General features: G+C 63.6%; 20 protein-coding genes. 5 read left to right on the plus strand and 15 right to left on the minus strand.

What is annotated here, in order from left to right; genetic code table 11:
* Positions 1–255: 255 nt before the first annotated feature.
* The 7 genes from gmk to rsmI form a co-directional block, all read right to left on the minus strand.
* Positions 256–915, minus strand: coding sequence for a guanylate kinase (gene gmk, locus AC1GI4_RS14870; RefSeq protein ID WP_479630012.1), 660 nt, complete (start codon positions 913–915; stop codon positions 256–258).
* An 81-nt stretch (positions 916–996) separates the two neighbouring features.
* Entirely contained in the window at positions 997–1206 is a 210-nt protein-coding gene (locus AC1GI4_RS14875; RefSeq protein WP_433911221.1) for a hypothetical protein, read from the minus strand.
* Positions 1203–1418 carry a hypothetical protein gene (locus AC1GI4_RS14880; RefSeq protein ID WP_479630013.1) on the minus strand — a complete coding sequence of 72 codons (216 nt, stop codon included), beginning with the start codon at positions 1416–1418 and terminating at the stop codon, positions 1203–1205. The genes AC1GI4_RS14875 and AC1GI4_RS14880 overlap by 4 nt, the downstream gene beginning before the upstream one ends.
* Positions 1419–1601: 183 nt before the next feature.
* Positions 1602–2564 (minus strand): glutathione synthase, encoded by a 963-nt coding sequence (gene gshB, locus AC1GI4_RS14885; protein WP_479630014.1) that lies wholly within the window; start codon positions 2562–2564, stop codon positions 1602–1604.
* Positions 2565–2625: 61 nt separating this feature from the next.
* Entirely contained in the window at positions 2626–3003 is a 378-nt protein-coding gene (locus AC1GI4_RS14890; protein WP_294275562.1) for a YraN family protein, read from the minus strand.
* A 28-nt stretch (positions 3004–3031) separates the two neighbouring features.
* Positions 3032–3373 carry an STAS/SEC14 domain-containing protein gene (locus AC1GI4_RS14895; RefSeq protein WP_367114004.1) on the minus strand — a complete coding sequence of 114 codons (342 nt, stop codon included), beginning with the start codon at positions 3371–3373 and terminating at the stop codon, positions 3032–3034.
* A gap of 89 nt (positions 3374–3462) precedes the next feature.
* Positions 3463–4332, minus strand: coding sequence for a 16S rRNA (cytidine(1402)-2'-O)-methyltransferase (rsmI, locus tag AC1GI4_RS14900; protein WP_479630015.1), 870 nt, complete (start codon positions 4330–4332; stop codon positions 3463–3465).
* A 100-nt stretch (positions 4333–4432) separates the two neighbouring features.
* On the opposite strand from rsmI, the gene AC1GI4_RS14905 reads away from it, so the two are divergent.
* Positions 4433–5563: a penicillin-binding protein activator gene (locus AC1GI4_RS14905; RefSeq protein ID WP_479630429.1), complete on the plus strand. Its 1131-nt coding sequence runs from the start codon at positions 4433–4435 to the stop codon at positions 5561–5563.
* A gap of 109 nt (positions 5564–5672) precedes the next feature.
* On the opposite strand, the gene AC1GI4_RS14910 is transcribed toward AC1GI4_RS14905, so the two are convergent.
* Positions 5673–8753, minus strand: a complete 3081-nt coding sequence (locus AC1GI4_RS14910; protein WP_479630016.1) for a TonB-dependent receptor — start codon at positions 8751–8753, stop codon at positions 5673–5675.
* A gap of 361 nt (positions 8754–9114) precedes the next feature.
* A complete protein-coding gene (hemW, locus tag AC1GI4_RS14915) occupies positions 9115–10281 on the minus strand; it encodes a radical SAM family heme chaperone HemW (RefSeq protein ID WP_479630017.1) in 1167 nt (388 codons plus the stop codon).
* On the opposite strand from hemW, the gene AC1GI4_RS14920 reads away from it, so the two are divergent.
* Positions 10280–10900 (plus strand): CAP domain-containing protein, encoded by a 621-nt coding sequence (locus AC1GI4_RS14920; RefSeq protein WP_479630018.1) that lies wholly within the window; start codon positions 10280–10282, stop codon positions 10898–10900. The two genes, hemW and AC1GI4_RS14920, sit on opposite strands and share 2 nt — an antisense overlap.
* 29 nt (positions 10901–10929) lie before the next feature.
* On the plus strand, positions 10930–11316 hold the full coding sequence (locus tag AC1GI4_RS14925; RefSeq protein ID WP_479630019.1) for a hypothetical protein: 387 nt from the start codon (positions 10930–10932) through the stop codon (positions 11314–11316).
* 31 nt (positions 11317–11347) lie between these two features.
* Here the strand turns inward: AC1GI4_RS14925 and AC1GI4_RS14930 are convergent, their stop codons facing one another.
* The 3 genes from AC1GI4_RS14930 to rph all read right to left on the minus strand — a co-directional run bounded on the left by AC1GI4_RS14930 (position 11348) and on the right by rph (position 14217).
* Entirely contained in the window at positions 11348–12718 is a 1371-nt protein-coding gene (locus tag AC1GI4_RS14930) for an FRG domain-containing protein (protein ID WP_433911211.1), read from the minus strand.
* Between the two features lie 159 nt (positions 12719–12877).
* Positions 12878–13504, minus strand: a complete 627-nt coding sequence (rdgB, locus tag AC1GI4_RS14935; RefSeq protein ID WP_294275579.1) for an RdgB/HAM1 family non-canonical purine NTP pyrophosphatase — start codon at positions 13502–13504, stop codon at positions 12878–12880.
* The gene (gene rph / locus AC1GI4_RS14940) at positions 13501–14217 is read right to left on the minus strand and encodes a ribonuclease PH (protein WP_343528626.1); all 717 of its coding nucleotides are present in this window, start codon (positions 14215–14217) and stop codon (positions 13501–13503) included. The genes rdgB and rph overlap by 4 nt, the downstream gene beginning before the upstream one ends.
* 284 nt (positions 14218–14501) lie before the next feature.
* On the opposite strand from rph, the gene hrcA reads away from it, so the two are divergent.
* Both hrcA and grpE read left to right on the plus strand, forming a co-directional pair.
* A complete protein-coding gene (gene hrcA, locus AC1GI4_RS14945; protein ID WP_294275583.1) occupies positions 14502–15542 on the plus strand; it encodes a heat-inducible transcriptional repressor HrcA in 1041 nt (346 codons plus the stop codon).
* 12 nt (positions 15543–15554) lie between these two features.
* The gene (gene grpE, locus AC1GI4_RS14950; RefSeq protein ID WP_479630020.1) at positions 15555–16100 is read left to right on the plus strand and encodes a nucleotide exchange factor GrpE; all 546 of its coding nucleotides are present in this window, start codon (positions 15555–15557) and stop codon (positions 16098–16100) included.
* 55 nt (positions 16101–16155) lie between these two features.
* Here grpE and AC1GI4_RS14955 read toward each other — a convergent pair whose 3' ends face one another.
* From AC1GI4_RS14955 to AC1GI4_RS14965, 3 genes are all read right to left on the minus strand, one after another.
* Positions 16156–17283: a flagellin N-terminal helical domain-containing protein gene (locus AC1GI4_RS14955; protein WP_479630021.1), complete on the minus strand. Its 1128-nt coding sequence runs from the start codon at positions 17281–17283 to the stop codon at positions 16156–16158.
* A gap of 444 nt (positions 17284–17727) precedes the next feature.
* Positions 17728–18192 (minus strand): vgr related protein, encoded by a 465-nt coding sequence (locus AC1GI4_RS14960; RefSeq protein WP_479630022.1) that lies wholly within the window; start codon positions 18190–18192, stop codon positions 17728–17730.
* Complete coding sequence (locus AC1GI4_RS14965; RefSeq protein WP_479630023.1) at positions 18192–18629, minus strand: copper chaperone PCu(A)C; 438 nt, start codon at positions 18627–18629, stop codon at positions 18192–18194. The genes AC1GI4_RS14960 and AC1GI4_RS14965 overlap by 1 nt, the downstream gene beginning before the upstream one ends.
* Positions 18630–18760: the final 131 nt, after the last annotated feature.

Below are 18760 nucleotides of genomic sequence, written 5' to 3' on the forward strand. Positions count from 1 at the left end.
GCCTGAATGGGGCGTAGGGATTGTAGAACCTCGGCTCCGCGCCTGCTGCCGCCAATCCCGCCCCCCGTTCGTACTGAGCGAAGTCGAAGTGCACGGGATGCGCGTGCGGCCAGGCTTACCCTTGGGCTTCGACTGCGTTCAGCCTGAACGGGGCGTAGGGATTGTAGAACCTCGCCTCCGCGACCGCTGCCGCCAATCCCGCCCCCCGTTCGCACTGAGCGAAGTCGAAGTGCACGCCCCGAACGGCCCCCGCGCTTACTTCGTCGTCAGCTTCCGGATGAACCCGATCAACCCGGTCTGGCGCGAGCGCTTCAGCCGTTCGGCCTGGAGGATCGTCTTGACGCCCTGGAAGCATTGCTCCACATCGTCATTGACCAGGACATAGTCGTAACCATCCCAGTGGCTGACCTCGTTGGTCGCACGCGCCATGCGGGCGTCGATGACCTGGACCGAATCCGTTGCGCGGCGCTCGAGACGCTGACGCAGTTCCTCCATCGAGGGGGGGAAGATGAACACGCGGACCACGTCGCCGCCCGCGATTTGGAACAGCTGCTGCGCACCCTGCCAGTCGATGTCGAACAGCACGTCCTTGCCCGCGGCCAGCATCGCCTCGACCTGCGCGCGCGGCGTGCCGTAGCGATTGTCGAAGACATGCGCCCATTCGAGGAACTCGTCATTCGCCACCATGCGGCGAAATTCCTCGAGGCCGACAAAATGATAATCCTTGCCGTCCACTTCACCCGGCCGGATGCCGCGAGTCGTCGCCGACACCGACATTTGCAGGCCGTCGTCATCGGCGAGCAGCTTGCGCGCGATCGTAGACTTGCCCGCACCCGAGGGCGAGGACAGCACGAACAACATGCCGCGGCGCTTCAGCTTGTGGGGATCGTCGGGATGGGCGGGCGAATTGGGCATGCCTGCCTTTGACGCACGCGGTTGCGGCGCGTCAAGTCATGCCTGACGCGCTGCGGTATCGCTTTGTCGGTAAGTGGCCGATCAGTAGCGGTTGCCCGCGACCTTGCCCGCCTTGTGCCGGTCATAGGCCTTCTTGGCCGCATAGCCGCCGCCAAGCAGCAGGCCGAGCGGACCCAAGCGGCGCATGCCGCCGACCGCCAGCGCGCCGAGTGCCGCGCCCTTAAAGCCGTCATTGCCTTCGCGGCGGCCGATTTCACGCCCGACGAGCGCGCCGATAATACGTCCGATCATGCTGTTTCTCCGAAAACCCGGTCCTTGATCTCGCCCGCGCCGCGCAGCACTGCCCAGCCCACCGCATAGGTGATGGCGAGCGGCAGCACGACTTTCAGGACATTGGCGGTCACCGCGCCGATGATCGCGCCATCCGCGACGCCGTCATCACCCGACATGCCGTCGATGGCGGCGCCCACCATGGCGCCGATGGTCGTTGCACCCATGCTCATGCCCTTCGTTGCTCAAGGCGAACAAAGCATGGGAGGGGGGATGGGTTCCGCCCCTCACCATTCCTCCCCTGCAAGGGGAGGGGGACCAGCGAAGCTGGTGGAGGGGTGTCACCCCTATCGAGAGCGGGACACCCCTCCGTCGCGCTACGCGCGCCACCTCCCCTTCAAGGGGAGGAAAAAGGGTTACGCCTTCGCCGCGACCTTCGCTTCGATCGCGTCCCAGATCATTCCGGCGACATCCGTCCCGTCGAACTTCTCGATCGCGACGATGCCCGTCGGCGAGGTGACGTTGATCTCGGTCAGCCATTCGCCGCCGATCACGTCGATGCCGACGAACAACAGGCCGCGCCGCTTCAACTCCGGCCCCAGCACCGCGCAGATTTCGTGCTCGCGGTCGGTCAGATCGGTCTTCTCCGCCGATCCGCCGACGGCCAGGTTGGAACGGATCTCGCCTTCGCCCGGCAGGCGGTTGATCGCACCGGCGACCTCACCATCGATCAGGACGATGCGCTTGTCGCCCTTCGCCACCGCAGGCAGGAAGGCCTGCACCATGTGCGGTTCGCGGTAAGCGGTGTTGAACACCTCGATCAGCGCGGACAGGTTCGCACCGTCGCGGCCGACCTTGAAGATCGCCTTGCCGCCATTACCGTGCAGCGGCTTGATGACGATCTCGCCATGCTGCGCCAGAAAGCTGCGTGCCTCATCCAGCGAGCGGGTGACGAGCGTCGGCGGCATGAACTGCGGATAGTCGAGGACGAAGACCTTTTCCGGCGCGTTGCGCACGCTGCGCGGATTGTTGACGACCAGGGTTTTCTCGGCGACCCGCTCCAGCAAATGGGTGGCGGTGATATAGCCCAGGTCGAAGGGCGGGTCCTGCCGCATCAGCACGACATCGGCCTCGTCGCCCAGGTCGAGCTTCACCGGATCGCCGAAGCGGTAATGGTCGCCCGCGACGCGCTGCACCGTGACGGGATGCGCGCGGGTCCAGAGATGGCCGTCCGACCAGTTCAGGTCGCCCGCATCGTAATGGAACAGCCGGTGCCCGCGCGCCTGGGCCGACAGCATCAGCGCGAAGCTCGAATCGCCCGCAATGTTGATCTGGTCCATCGGGTCCATCTGGACGGCGACGGTCAGCGGCTTGGACATGGGGTGTTCCTTCCTTCGGACGGGTCTTTGGCGGGGGAGGTAATCCTTCGCCTTGCCGCTGTCACCCACACCATGCGTTTTCGATGTGACGCGGCCGCGTGCCCGGTGCCAGCAGGATGACGTCGATGCGTATGTCGTCGCCCGGCCCGGCATAGGTGGCCATCAGCACCTCCGCCGCCGCCGCGACCCGCGCCAGTCGCCGCGCGTCGATCGCGAAGTCCAGTTCGGCGGCGGTCTTGCGCGTCTTCACCTCGACAAAGGCGACCAGCGATCCACGCCGCGCGACCAGGTCGACCTCGCCCGCAGGCGTGCGAACGCGGCGGTCGAGAATGCTCCATCCCTTCAACCGCAGCCACCACGCGGCCAGGCGCTCGCCGCGGCGGCCGGATTCTTCGGCAGCGCGGCGATTGCGACCGGGGCGAGGCGAAACGCGTGACATGCGCCTTTGCTAGCCCATGATAAGGCCGTCAGGCGAGGCTTTCCTCTGGTGCGGTCAGCCATTCCAGACTGTCCTCCGCCGTATCGAAGACGCGCAGATAGGGCTGGGTCATCAGCCGCCGGATCTGCTGGCGCCCGACCGCGCTGCCGTTGACCATTGCGATCCGGCTGGCGCGGGGAAAGTCGCCAAGCGCTTCGTGAATGGTCATGACCGCGTCCTTCGGCTGGACCTGTATCGCGGACATGTCGATGCGCAGGCGATAGCCGGGGCGGAAACCGCTGCGCCGGAACGCGTCGACCAGTTCGCGGGCATAGCGCGTCGCGACCTCGGGCGTGAAATGCCCGGTCCACTGGATGTCCAGTAGATTCATATCATGGCGAAACTGAAAGGCGTACATGGGGAGCGGCTCCTGGCGCCACGATGCACCTCGGATGCTTGCCGAATTGCTAACGACGGACCCTAATCGCTTGAATCCTCCTCCTTCATCGCCAGTGCGCGCGTATAGAGCGCCTTGCGGTCGAGCCCCAGCGCCTTGGCGACCTCGCTGGCCGCGCGGCCGACGGGGAGGCGGGTCAGCGCTTCGGCGAGCGCGGCGTCGGCGTCCTGCTCGGTGGCGGGGGGAGCTTCGCCCGGCGGCGCGATGACGATCGCGATCTCGCCCTTGGGGCCACCCTCGGCATAGCGGGCGGCGAGGGTGGAAAGCGTGCCGGTCACCGCCTCCTCGAACTTCTTGGTGATCTCACGCGTCACCGCGGCCTCGCGGTCGCCAAGTCCGTTCGCCAGCGCGATCAGCGTGGCGGCCAGGCGTGGCCCCGATTCGTAGAGGACCAGGGTGGCGCGGATCCCCGCAATCTCGGCAATGGCATCGGCGCGTGCCTTTTCCTTCGGCGGCAGGAAGCCCGCGAACAGGAAGCGGTCGGTCGGCAGCCCGGCGAGCGTCAGCGCGGCGATCGCGGCGCAAGGACCCGGGATCGTCACCACCGCATGGCCCGCCGCCCGCGCATCGCGAACCAGCTTGTAGCCGGGGTCCGAGATCAAGGGTGTGCCCGCGTCCGACACCAGTGCCACCGCCTGCGTCGCCATGCGCGCGATCAGGCCGGGGCGGACATGCTCGGCATTATGGTCGTGATAGGGCTGCATCGGCCGCTTGACGCCGATATGGCGGAGCAGCCCGGCTGTCACGCGGCTGTCCTCGACCGCGATGACATCGGCGTTTGTCAATATGTTGGCCGCGCGCGGGGACAGATCGCCGAGATTGCCGATGGGGGTCGCGACGATGTACAGGCCGGGTTCGAGAGTGTTTTCGGATTGGGTCACGGGGATCGTCATGACAGAGGCAGGGCTGTTCGTACAACCGGGGGCCGTCATTCGGGGCGGCTTCCCGTCGCTATCGGGTCGGTGGGGCCGCGCGGTCGCGCTGGCGACGACGATGGCGCTGGCCGCGTGTCAGACGATCGTGCCGCGTGGTCCCGTCGACCAGCCTCAGGCGCGGCCGGTCCCGACCACGCCGCGCCCCTCGACCGAGCCGGAAGCCGGGTTGCCGCGCGACACCGCGCGCCACCGGATCGCGCTGCTGGTGCCCTTGTCGGGCAGCAATGCCGGGGTGGGCCAGTCGATCGCCAATGCGACGATGATGGCGCTGCTCGATGCGCAGGCCGACACGATCCGCATCACCAATTACGACACCGCGAGCGGCGCGGCGGCGGCGGCGCAGAAGGCGATCGCCGAGGGTGCGCAACTGATCTTGGGGCCGCTTTTGTCCGAGGATGTCCGCGCCGTCGCACCGATCGCGCATGCCGCGCGGGTGCCGGTCATCAGCTTTTCCAATGACGTGGGCGTGGCAGGCAACGGCACGTACCTGATGGGCTATACGCCCGCCCAGTCGATCGACCGGGTTGTCACCTATGCGCGGGGGCGCGGCGTCACGACCTTTGCCGGATTGGTCCCCAACGGCCTGTATGGCGAGCGCGCCTCGACCGCGTTCCTCCGTTCGGTCGAAGGGGCGGGGGGGCAGGTCGTCTCGCTCCAGCCCTATGGCCGCATCGCGGGTGGCATCGGCGCCGCGGCGCAACGGCTGAACGCCAAGGCCCCGTATGACGCCGTGCTGATCGCCGATGGCGGGGCGGCGGCGGCTATGGCGGCGCCCATCCTCAAACGCGGTTCGGGCGCCAATACGCGGCTGCTGGGCACCGAATTGTGGAACTCCGAATCGGGCATCGCCTCGCGCGCGGCGCTCAACGGCGCGTGGTTCGCCAGCGTTTCCAATAGCCTCTACCGCCAATATGCGACCAAATACCGGGCGCGGTTCAAGGCGGCTCCGTACCGCCTGTCGAGCCTGGGCTATGACGCGGTTCTGCTGACCGTGCGCATCGCGCGCGACTGGAAAATGAACGCGCCTTTCCCCGAATCCCGGCTGCGCGCGTCGGACGGTTTTGCGGGCATCGATGGCGCCTTCCGCTTCGGCCGCGACGGCGTCGCCGAACGCGCACTCGAGGTCCAGGAACTGCGCGACGGCACCGCCGTGACGGTCAGCCCCGCACCGACCGGGTTCGGAAGCTGAATGCAGAATATCCATTGATTGACGATAAAAAAAGGCCGGGATGAAAGTACATCCCGGCCCAGTCAAGGTTGTTCGGGTCAAATAGTCCAAACAACCTCTGGGGTAACGGTTAGAAGGCGTATTGGAACTGGATCCGCGCGTTACGACCGGCTTGGTAGCCGGTGATCTGACGATAGAAGATCGACGCCGTGCCATTCCCGGTCGTACCGAACTCGTCGAAGTTATTCGGGGTGGACAGGTTCAGGAAGTTGAACACAGACAGGCGCAATGTAGCGGTCGAGCGACCAATCGGGATCTTCGTCGAGATGTCGATATCATCGGTGAAGAGCCAGCGGCCGTTAAACGCTGTCCCCCGGCGGACCAACTGGACGGGGAAGGCCACGGTCGGATCGGTGTTGATCGAACCGTCTGGCTTGACCTGGCAATAGGCGCCCGCCGCACCATAAGCACGCGCGTAAGGATCGACCGAGCGCGGGACTGTGCCGATGCAACCATATTTGCGCGGTGCGGTGGCCGAGAAGGCCGCGCCGATATTGAAGATGCCAAGTTGATAGCTGCCGAACAGCTTGAAGACGTGTCGACGATCGTTCGGCGTGTAGCCGTACATACCGCGCGTCAGGCCGGGCTGGTCGAAATCTTGGGTCAGGCCAGTGTCCGTCTGACCATTGTCGCTCTTCACACCGCCTTCGTAATTGCCATAGGTCTTGCCATAGACATACGAGCCTTCGATGCTCCAGACGCCATCAAATTCACGGGTGGCACGGAACGTCATAGAGCGATGGAAACGCTGGGCCTTCGGATAGCCAAGATCGGCGGCCGAAAAATTGACCGTCCGCAGTGAGGTTTCGCCGTTAATCGGATCAGACAGGGTAATCGCCGCAGGACGCCCTGGATTGATCAAGACGTACTGGTGAAAGCCATCCCAGACGTTGTTGCAGCCAGCAATCTTCTGCCTGGTGCAATAATTGTTGACGGCCAGATCGATAGCTGCGTCTTCGAGAACTTCGTTGAGACGCGTGACTGTCAGATAGGTCTCAAACTTCCAGCGATCGACGCGCTTGCTATAGCCGAAAATCATCTCATCGGCGGATTGCGGCTTCAAGCCCTGTGCGACCACGGCGCGGGTATCAGGAGCCTTGCCCGTGCCGGTCACATCGCAATTGGCTATGCCAGTATCCGGGCAATTGGCCGCGCCAGCATAGAGAACCGGCGCCCCCAGGATCGGGACATTGTTGGGACCGAGACCGCCGAATAGGTTCGTACGCGTGTAGTAGGTTTCGCCGCCCGCAAGGCGGATATTGGTATTGGCAGCCACCGGAATATAAAGACGGCTGAAGCTGCCATAGAATTTGTCGGTCTGGTTGCCGATCGGATCGAACGTAAAGCCCAGGCGCGGACCCCATTGATTGCCGGATTTGTAGAAGGTGTTGCCGTCACCGTTTTTGTTCTCGAACCGATCGAGGCGCAGGCCAAGATTAAAGTTTAGCCGGTTCTCCATGAGCGACCAGCTGTCCTGAACATAAAAGGCGTCGTTACGCGACGAAAATCCGCCGCCGACCTGATAGGCGAATTGGCGGACATAGTCGGTTCCGATTGGAACGCCGAATTGGTCGCCAGCGCGCGCCTTGAAGATGGTGAAGCCAACGCCGCCACCATTGCCGAGATTCTGCACGACGGAGGACAGGTCTTCTCGGTCATAGCCAAAGCGGACATGGTGAGTGCCGAGCGCCTTGAAATAGACGTCGACGTCGCCGCGATAGAACTTGCGAACATCCTGAGCAGAATTGATCGCGCCGCCTGGATTGGTCAGGCTGATCGCTTGATCGGTGCGCGAATCCGTGACCGGCGGCAGGGTCGAGTTCGATGCATTGATCGATTGGCCGAACGAAATGTTTTCGTTGCGTCCATAGGCGGCCGAAACGGTCAGCCACTTGCTCATCACGCCGGTATAGCGGCCAACATAGTTGGCACCGCCATAACGGCCATAGGTATAGCCCTGATAAGGACCGTCCTGGCCCGTGACGAGATTGAAGCGGTTGGCGATCGAATTTGTGTTGCCGTAGTAGCGCCTCGTATCTTCGCCCGTAGTGTTGAAATAGGTGAACTCGAGGCGCTGGCCATTGGTGATGACGGCGTCCAGCTTGCCGCCGTAAAAGGGAGAGGTCGTGCGATAAAAGTTGCGGTTGGTGCCCAGGAATGTGTTGGTGGCCGGGAAAAACTGACGGCCTGCTCCGGTCGTGGCAATGCTGCGGGCTTGATAAAGGCCATAGAAGAAGAGGTGATCTTTCCATAACGGACCTGATAATTCGGCCGTCATGCTGGTTGACTCACTGCGTGTGAATTTGTTGGCGGAGTAAATCGTATCCTTGGCCCGCGAAATCAGCGTATCTGGATTCCAGCTGAAAAGAATGCCACCGTGGAATTCGTTGGACCCCGACTTGGTCGTCGCATTGATGAATCCACCAGTCGATCGGCCAAATTCGGCGGCATAGCCGCCCGTCTTGACCTCGACGGTCTGATAGAAGTCAAAGGGCACCGTCACCGACCCTAGGCTGCGGCGGAAGTCGGTAATGTTCAGCCCGTTGACGAAGAACGCATTTTCCGACACGGCCGAGCCGTTGATCGATGGCAGGCCGCCAAAGGCACCGGCGCCCGCATTGGCGCCTGGCGCTAGCAGGATGACTGATTGGAGGCTGCGGCCAACCGGCAGCCGCGAGGCAATTTCGGAGACATCGATGACGGACCCGGTCGTCGTGCTGTCGAAATCGGATGTGCGGATGCGTCGGCCCGAAACCGTAATTTCACCCGACGTGCTTTCAGCACCCAGAGCGAAGCGGTTGGAGGCGGAACCGGCGCGCAGCTGGACCTCGTCTTCGCGGTACGTGGCATAGCCCGGTGCATTGATCGTGAAGCTGTAGCTGCCGGGCGGTAATTCCGGAATCTGATAGGCGCCGTTCTTGTCAGTGGTTGCGTTGCGCGTGAAGCCCTGCGCATCCGACGTCACCGTGACCGTTGCCCCCGCAATCGGTTTGCCATCAGCATCTGTAACTAAGCCGCCAGCGATGACGTTGACATAGCCCTGGGCGGCGGCCGGCGTCGCGATTACGGCTATTCCGGATGCCGCGACGATCGCAGCTGCAGCAGACAAGAGTATGCCTTTGCGGCGACGCCGCATTGTTACCATGCTCATCGGTATATTCCCCCTCATATGCCCGCCCGGTATCGGACGTGGCATCTGGCAAGGCCCCCAAATTCTGGTGCAGCCTCGAACGCAGCTTAGGCAAACCGCAAACGGAGGGTCAATATAGTATAATTTATTGTATTACGGCTCTATGTCACCTTTTAAACATTTGATTTAAAATAACAAAAATTAACATAGGTGATGTAGTTAGAAAAATATACGAAACTTAATCAAAATTTCATTCATTTTTCGTTCAGATGTTGCCTGGTTGCAACAAGGGGCAGTTCGACTATCAGGATATTGCGCTGATAGTGGGGATGGTGTCGCGGACAGCGATTGCAGTTGACGATTGATCCAACGGAATTGCTTGCTAAACCACCACTTCACGCAAAATCGCGTCCAGCAGCAGCGCGCCCGCGTCGGTCACGATCAACCGCCTGCCATCCAGTCGGACGAGGCCCTGCTGCGCCAGCGTGTCGACGGCAGCGTGGTTCACCATTTCGCGTCCCTCGGCCAGCACGGCCACGCGGGTAAGGTCGACGCCTTCGGTCAGGCGCAGGCCCATCACGAGCGCTTCGGTGGCGCGGGTGGTGGGGGGGAGGGTTTCCTCCAGCTCGATGCCGTGGCCGTTGCGTTCGACCGCCGCCATCCAGTTTTCGGGCTTCTTGCGCCGGGCGGTGGCGACGCCTTCGCGGCGGCCATGCGCGCCGGGGCCGATCCCGGCATAGTCGCCGTACCGCCAATAGGTCAGGTTGTGGCGGCTCTCCGCATTTGCCGCCGCGTGGTTCGAGGTCTCGTAGGCGGGCAGCCCGGCGGCGGCGGCGATGCCCCGTGTCGTCTCGAACAGGTCGGCGGCGGCGTCGCCATCGGGGATGGTCAGCCGTCCGGCGGCCGCCTCGGTCGCGAAACGCGTGCCGGGCTCGATGGTCAGCTGGTACAGTGACAGATGCTCGGTGCCATAGCCGATGGCGCGGGTCAGCTCGGCTTCCCAGTCGCCGAGCGGCTGGCCGGGGCGGGCATAGATCAGGTCGAAGCTGACGCGGCCGAACTGCTCCTGCGCGGTCTGGAGCGCGCGCAGCGCTTCATCGACGCCGTGCGCGCGGCCCAGAAAGCGCAGCGCCTCGTCGTCCAGCGCCTGTACGCCCAGCGACGCACGGTTGACCCCGGCGGCGGCAAGGTCGGCGAAGCGCGCCGCCTCGACCGAGGAGGGGTTGGCCTCCAGCGTGATCTCGATCCCCTCGGCAAAGCCCCAATGCCGCTCGGCCGCATTCAGGATCGCGGCGACGGTGGCGGGCGGCATCAGCGAGGGCGTACCGCCGCCGAAGAAGATCGAGGTCAGTTGCCGCTCCGGCAGCATGGCCGCTTCATGAGCCAGATCGGCGAGCAGCGCCTTGGCCCACGCAGCCTGGTCCACCGACTCGCGGACATGGCTGTTGAAGTCGCAATAGGGGCATTTGGAGACGCAGAAGGGCCAGTGGACATAAAGCGCGAGCGGGGCGGGTGAAATGGAGGCGGCGGGCGATATTGCGGAGGACATGATGTTCTCCGATATGGCGGCGATGCGCACGCTTCGCCATCTCTTATCGCTATCGGTCGCCGCGATCCTGCTGGCGGGGTGCGGGCCGATGATCCCCTCGCAGACCGGCAGCGTGGAGCGTACGCCGCCGCGTGTCGTCGATCAGCCGACCTCGGACGCGCCCGCGCCGCGTGGAGCCGGGCTATTGCGGCAGGCGATGCTTGAAGGCCACCGGGCGGCCCGGGTGGAGGTTGGCTTGCGGCCGCTCGTCTGGGACGAAGGGCTGGCTGCGAGCGCCCTGGCCTATGCGCAGGAGATGGCGCGAACCGGCCGTTTCCAACATGCCGAACAGCCGCAGGGGCCGATGCATCAGGGCGAAAATCTGTGGACCGGCACGCGGGGCGCCTATCGCTATGACGAGATGATGGGGCACTGGCTGGGCGAGCGACGCAATTTCGTGAACCTGCCGGTGCCGGAGTCCAGCCGAACCGGGCAGTTCGGCGATGTCGGCCATTATACACAGATCGTCTGGGCGCGCTCTACGGCGGTCGGTTGCGCCATGGCAAGTAATGCGCGCGACGACTTCCTCGTTTGCCGCTATAGCCCCACCGGCAACGTCTTTGGCGAGCGGGCCTTCTGACCCGGCGGGCGTCGCAAAGGAAAGCTATTATGGCCAATCCCTATGATCCGATGGCGTGGATCACTTTCTGGACCGCGCCCGCGCGGTTCGCGGTGATGGCGGGTGAGGCGATGGTGAGTGCGCAGAGCGTGATCGCCACCCGGATGGGTGCAATGGCGACGGGTACGTCCTCGGCGGCGGAAATGGCCTTGATGGTCAGCGAGAAGGTGAAGGCGTTCGACCAGTCGGCCAAGGTCTGGAACCGCGATCAGGCGGCGCTGTCGCGGCTGTCGCGGCACGACCCGCGCGGCGGGGCGATCGATGCGTGGGAAACGATGGCGCGCGCGATGCTGATCGGGGCGTCGATGCCGATCCAGGCGATGGCGCCGGTGCACCGCACGGTGACGGCGAACCAGAAGCGGCTGGCGAAGGGGTAGGAACCTCCGCTTCGCCAGCCAATCGATGGCCTTAGCCCTGGTTGTCATATTCCCTAGCGATCTCGGCCGTGGTTTCCTCGATACCTGGATAGATCGTGCTGGACTTGATGTTCATGCGATGCAGCTGGTCGAGGATCTCACGCTTTTTGCGCACCACAATTCGACGCACGTTGAGCGAGCTATGGCCCGTCTCGGGTAGGATCGCATCACGGCCAAACAGCAGAAAGGCGCCGGATTGGGATGAGATGCGCGCATTGGATTGGCGGGCTTTCACGAAGACGATACGGCCAAGATCGGCTGGGTCAATCGCCGGTTTGAAATAGGGTTTTTCCGCACCGATGAAATGGAGCAGGCGTCTGCATTCATCGCTTTCGTTGAATTCCGCGATCGATAGGTCGGTGTCCATGCGCTCCTTATACTCGTTGGGCAGCATGGCGAGGTTGGCGATGCAGCTCACCGTATCGGAGTCGTAAAACTTTATGTCCGTCTTGCGCGTCGACAGGATGATGACTTCCCCGTCGATCTCATCCCCGTTTTTGTCGACCTTAACGCCCGAGCAACAGAAATATAGGCCGACCAATGGGTTAGATGTTACATCGAGAAGTCGCGTCGGCAGGCCGAAATGCTGCATTCGCACCAGCTTGTCGATCATGTAGAGGTCGCCGGCAAAATCTCCCGGCCGCTCAGAAAGCAACTCGCGCACCATCTGGTCTTCGTCGCGCAGGAAGCGTGGGCCGCCGGTCGCGTTCTTTCGAAAGAGCGAGGGTTCCAACCGATAGCTTTTGTCGGAATGACCGCGATAGAACGTCTGATCGCCGGATGCTCCGCCGTCACCAAGAACAATGGCCAAATATTCTTCGAGTGTCTGGACGATTTCGACATCTTCAGTCTTGACCGCGTCGGTAATCACGTCGACGCCTTGACCGTCCGCATCGTCGTCCTGGACGGGTATCTCGAGGCCAAGTTCCGCAAGCGCATCGGCCAGATCAGAGCGCTTGATGGCCCAGTGAGTTCGTGTCAGTTCCCAACGGCCAAGCCCCAGGGTTTGTTCGAGGTGTTTGCGCGTGTCCGTGTCGGGAATGGGGAAACGCCCGAGGTCGCCGTCAATTTCAAGATCGAAATAGATCGTCCCGCCGTTGACCGTCAAATTGAAAACCCGACCGACTCGCATGGATACATAGTCGGGCTGATCCTCATCAGCGCTGCCTGTGAGTTCACTCATGAAAAGAGTGGGCATGTCCTCTAGAATTGCCAATGTCTCGTTAGACACTGGTTGGAGAACTGCCGAAATCTCGGGGTCGGTGTATTCCAGATAGCGGGAAAGAGCGAAGCTCCCCTTTTGAATTTGCCCGATCGGTACATCCCTATCGCGGTCAGCGTTAGCCATGATCAAATTGAACATCAGTCACTCCCCTTCAGGCATCATCATTCCTGACTTGAGCGGGGAATAGTTTCTCAGGTACTAAGACATTAATTGAAGAGGGCAATTTCATCCGTTTTGGATACGATGGTGCCGGCTTGACAAAAATGGGGGCACTCGAGGCCCCCATCCGCTCTTGTTTCAGAACACCGCCTTCACCAGCTGGCCGAACGCGTCGGCGCGGTGGCTGATGCGGTTCTTTTCGTCCTGGTCCATCTCGGCGAAGGTTTCGGTGCCGCCGATCGGCTGGAAGATCGGGTCGTAACCATGGCCCTTGTCCCCGCGCGGAGGCCAGACGATGGTGCCGTCGACGCGGCCCTCGAACCATTCGACATGGCCGTCGGGCCAGCCGATCGCCAGCGCGCAGACGAAATGCGCCGCGCGCGCCATGTCGGGTTCTTCGTTCAGCCGATCCTCGACCGCGCGCATCGCCATGCCGAAGTCCTTTTCCGGCCCCGCCCAGCGTGCCGAGAACAGCCCCGGATCGCCGCCCAGCGCCTCGACGCACAACCCACTGTCATCCGACAGGGCGGGCAGGCCCGACAGGTCGGCGGCGGCCAGCGCCTTCAGTTCGGCATTCGCCACGAAGGTCGTGCCGGTTTCCTCGGGCTCAGGCAGGTCGAGATCCCCGGCCGCGATCACCTCCATGCCATAGGGCGCGAGGAGTTCGCGAAATTCGACGATCTTGCCCTTGTTGTGGCTGGCCAGCACCAGCTTGCCTGGTGTCAGCTTGCGGATCGCCTGGCGGCCGTTTCCTTCGCCGCTCATGCGCGGATCGCCCGGTCCTGCGCGGCGAAGATCTCGGTGCAGCCCATGCGCGCCAGACGCAGCAGGCGCAGCAGCGCCTCTTCGTCATAGGTGGCGTGCTCGGCGGTCGCCTGCACCTCGGCGATGTGGCCGTTCTCGATCAGCACGAAATTGGCGTCAGCGTCGGCGTTCGAATCCTCGATATAGTCGAGGTCGAGGACCGGCGTGCCCTGATGGATGCCGCAGGAGACGGCGGCGACCTTGTTGCGGATCGGGTCGCTGGTCAGCTTGCCCTCGGCCATCAACTTATTGACCGCCATGCGCAGCGCGACCCAGGCGCCCGAAATGGCGGCGGTGCGGGTGCCGCCATCGGCCTGGATCACGTCGCAGTCGATGGTGATCTGCCGCTCGCCCAGCGCCTTCAGGTCGCAGACGGCGCGCAGGGAGCGGCCGATCAGCCGCTGGATTTCCTGGGTGCGGCCCGACTGCTTGCCCTTGGCCGCCTCACGGCTGCCGCGCGTATGGGTGGCGCGGGGGAGCATGCCATACTCGGCCGTGACCCAGCCCTCGCCCTTGCCGCGCAGGAAGGGGGGCACGCGTTCCTCGACGCTGGCGGTGACGAGCACCTTGGTATCGCCGAACCCGATCAGCACCGATCCTTCGGCGTGGCGGGTGAAGTTCGGCTCGATCGTGATGGGACGCATCTGGTCGGGCATCCGGCCGGACGGGCGCATAGTCTTCTCCTTGTTCCTTGGGGACAGCCCTAACCGGCCCCTGCACGATGCGCCAGAGACGAAGGTAGCGATCGGAAGACACTCCTCTTCTCTCTGCGCCTCTGCGCGAAATTTCTCACGCGGAGACGCGGAGCCGCGGAGATTGTTCGGTTCCTCCTCCGCGTCTCCGCGCCTCCGCGTGAACCATTCTTCTTTTTGCGCGCAGAGGCGCAGAGGGCGCGGAGAAGAAGACACGTCTTCCGATCGCGGTTGAGTGGCGCGCCGCCCGTGCCTACATTTCCGTCATGGTCACACTTCCGATCACCGAGCTGACCGACCGGGCGCGCGATATCTTTCGTGTCGTGGTCGACAGCTATCTGACCAGCGGCCAGCCGGTGGGATCGAAGACCATTGCGCTGTCGGGGATCAACCTGTCCCCCGCCTCGATCCGCAACGTGCTTCAGGAACTGGAGGAACGCGGGCTTCTCGCCGCGCCCCATACCAGCGCGGGGCGGATGCCGACCGATATGGGGCTTCGGCTGTTCGTCGACGGCATGATGCACGCGATGGAGCCCAGCATCGAGGAGCGTGCCGCGATCGAGGCGCGGGCGGCGCGCTCCGGCCCGGTCGAGGAGGCGCTGGCGGCGACGACGGCGGTTCTGTCGGGCCTGTCGGCCTGTGCCGGTCTGGTGATGGTGCCCAAGCGTGAGATGAAGCTGCGCTCGATCGGGTTCGTGCCGCTGTCGCCGACCCAGGCGCTGGCCGTGCTGGTCGCCGAGGACGGCGCGGTCGAGAATCGCGTGCTCGAACTGCCGCCGGGCATGACCGGCTCCGCCCTGGTCGAGGCGGGCAACTATCTGTCCGCCACGCTGGCGGGGCTTACGCTGGGCCAGGCGCGCGAGCGGCTGGAGCGCGAGCTCGCGGCGGGCCGTGCGGCGCTGGACGGCGCGGCGCGGGCGCTGGTCGAGCAGGGGCTGGCCGTCTGGAGCGAGGACGGCGAGCGGCGGCCAATCCTGATCGTGCGCGGGCAGGGGCGGCTGATCGACGCCGCCGCCGCCGCCGATCTGGAGCGGGTCCGCGACCTGCTCGACGATCTGGAGGGCAAGCAGGAGATTGCCAGCCTGCTCGATTCGGCGCGTGCGGGGGACTCGACGCGTATCTTCATCGGCGCGGAGAACAAATTGTTCGCGCTGTCCGGGTCTTCGGTGATCGCCCGGCCTTTTCGCGGCCTCGACGGCCAAGTGGTCGGTGTGGTCGGCGTAATCGGGCCGACGCGGTTGAACTATGCCCGCGTCGTGCCCATGGTGGATTTCACGGCGGCAACGCTTGCCCGCATGATGGGCTGAACAGGGATTATGATGAGCGAGAATACGACCAACGAGACCCAGAACGACCTGCGCGAAGAAACGGCCGAGGCCGCGCCCGAAGTGGCGGTGCAGGACCGCGTCGCGGAGCTGGAGAACCAGCTGGCCGAGGCCAAACAGCAATATCTCTACGCCCAGGCCGAGAATCAGAATGTCCGCCGTCGTGCGGAAAAGGAAGCGGTCGACGCGCGCAACTATGCCGCGACCGCCTTTGCGCGCGACGTCCTGTCGGTCGCCGACAATCTCCAGCGCGCACTGCAGGCGATCCCGGCCGATCTGCGCACCGACGACAAGTGGAAGGGCCTGGTGATCGGTCTTGATGCGACCGGCCGCGAGATGGAGAGCGTGCTCGGTCGCCACGGCATCACCAAGATCGAGGCGATGGGCCAGACGCTCGACCCCAACAAGCATCAGGCGATGATCGAAATGCCCTCCGACCAGGAGCCGGGCACGATCGTGCAGGAGATGCAGTCGGGCTATATGATTAAGGACCGCCTGCTGCGCCCCGCGCTGGTCGCGGTGGCGAAGAAGCCCGACTGATCGGGCTTTCCTGACGGATAAGGAAAGGGCGGTCCTGCGGGGCCGCCCTTTTTCGTTATTGGCCGAGCAGTTTCAACACATCCTTCTGGCTCTGATTGGCCTGCGCCAGCATCGCGGTCGAGGCCTGGGCGAGGATCTGGGCGCGGGCGAGCTTCACCGACTCTTCGGAATAATCGGTGTCGGCGATCCGCGAGCGGGCCTCCGACAAGTTGGTCGTGCCGCTGGTCAGGGTGGAGACAGCGGATTGCAGGCGGTTGGCCGTTGCACCGAGTTGCCCTTGAACGCTCGCCACCGTGCCGAGCAGTTGATCGACGCGCTTCAGCGTATTGTCGGTGCGATAGCGGTTGGTAACGTTTAGTTCGTCAGTCAACGAGAATTGGCGATGTTGCAGGTATTCGTCGTAGTTGTAACTTACACCATAAACGGCGCCATTCTTATCATACCATTGGTCGCCAATGCGTTGATAGACGATGCGGCCGATATCCTCCCGCTTGACCTCATCCCCTGCAATTTTTCCTCTTGCCAGATAATCCTCGAAAGTCACCAAATGCGACTTCGTCGTGTCTAGGCTGTTAAATTGTTGCGGCTGGGTAAGCGGTGCCTTATATCCATTGTACCAATAGGTTTCGATCTCATCTCGAAAATACATGATTGGAATTGACGGTATTTGGACCGGGATCGTGTCGGTAATGTTCGGCCCTGCCTGAACGTTCAGCTTTACGCTGGCGTCGACCAGCTGGTTGTTGTTGTCGTAAACCGGCGCATTGGCATTGAACAGCGCGACGCCGTTGAACGATGCATTGCGGATCGTCTGGTCGATCTGCGTGGACAGCGCGGTCACTTCCAGCTGAAGCGCCGCACGGTCGCTCATGCTGTACGTCCCCGACCCCGCCTGCACCGCCAGCTCGCGTACCCGTTGCAGCATGTTGGACACTTCGGTCAGCGCGCCATCGGCAGTCTGGACCAGCGAGACGCCGTCCATCGCATTGCGGATGCCCTGCGTCATGCCGCGGATCTGCGCCGTCATGGAACTGCTGATCGCCAGCCCCGCCGCATCGTCCTTGGCCGAATTGATCCGCTGGCCCGAGGACAGCCGCGCCATGGATTGCGCAAGGTCGGTATTGGCGCGCTGTGTGGCCGCCATCGCTCGAAGCGCGGCGCCGTTGGTGTTGATGACCGTCATGGTAACTCCCATCCCGTGACGAGCGCGGGAGGGCCCGCGCGCGAAAAAGATGGTTGACGAAATTCACCATGACCAAACAATCCGGGCTTTTCCCGGATATTAGAGCAAGATGACATGAGACTAACTCACCCCTCCCCTTCAGGGGAGGGGCCGGGGGTGGGGCGTCTCCGCAAGCGTGCAGCCCGTGGCGAGGCCCCACCCCAACCCCTCCCCTGAAGGGGAGGGGCTCTCCTTGGTTCAACGCAACGCCATCACGGTCTAGCGGGTGGTGGGGATATTTTCGGGGTTCGGGCTTTCCCTCCCCCATCCCCTCCCGCTTGCGGGAGGGGGGCGATGCGCGGCTGCCTCAGGGACCAACGATGCGGCGATGCGCGCGGCCACCAAAAGCACGCCCCTCCCGCAGGCGGGAGGGGATGGGGGAGGGCACTCGCCCCAAGCAAAACCTCAGCGAGTCCCCCGAAACGGCACCAATGTCTGATACTGCGCCAATGGCGGCGCCCCCGCGACCACCGCGCCACGCTTCAGCAGAAAGGCATGGCGAACGATCTCCGCCTGCTGCTCGATGCCATAGCGATCGAAACGCTGTCCGGGCTTCAGGCAATAGCTGTAGCGGCAAAAGGGATGGCGTTTCAGCGGCAGGAAGATGCCCCGCTGATGCTGCCAGATATGCACCATCTCATGGATGAACAGCCCCTGCTCATGCAGCGGGCAGGCACCGAAATCCGCCCGCCACAAATCGCTCTTGGGATGGAAATGGATGCAGCCGGTCGGGGCCATCACCGTGTCGCGCGGCTGGAAGAACGCCCATTTGGTCTGCGATAGCCGCACTTGCGCATAGTCGATCGCATCGCCGAACACGGTACGCGCCAGCGCTTCCTCGGCCGGGGTCAGGGGACGTTTTGCCGTCATCAGCTTTGCGGCGCAGGATCGCCCGCCGCGATCACCCGCGCGCCCTGGCGGAGGCGCGTGCCGTCCGAGAAGGTCAGGAGCAGCGACAGGATACGCCCCGGCTTCACCCCCGGATTCATGTCGTACAGCATCACATGCCGACCGCCCGGCTGAAAGGCGACGGTGCCGCCCGCCGGGATGGGCACGGAATCGACCTTCTTCATCGCCATGCCGCCCTCATGCATCTCGCTGGTGATCGCGACGTCGCTGCTGACCCCGATCAGGTTCAACGGCTTGGGGCCGCCATGGATGATGAAATAAGCGGCGGCCGGGCGCCCCGGCACGGCGGCCAGGCGGACCCAGCCCTCTTCGGTCGAAAGCTCGGGCTTGGAGGAGCAACCGCCCAGCGTCGCCACCCCGGCGAGTGCCCAAAGGCCCAGAAAAGTGGCGCGACGCATGACAAACCCTCCCGTTTCGGCAAATCCTGACGCGACACTAGGTTCCATCCAATCTTGCGGCAACAAAACGCCCACCTATATCCGCCTTCGTGAACGGGGTTTTCGGGTTGCCGCTTTCGGGACCGGCGAAC

The organism is Sphingomonas sp. 77B, from assembly GCF_056497825.1.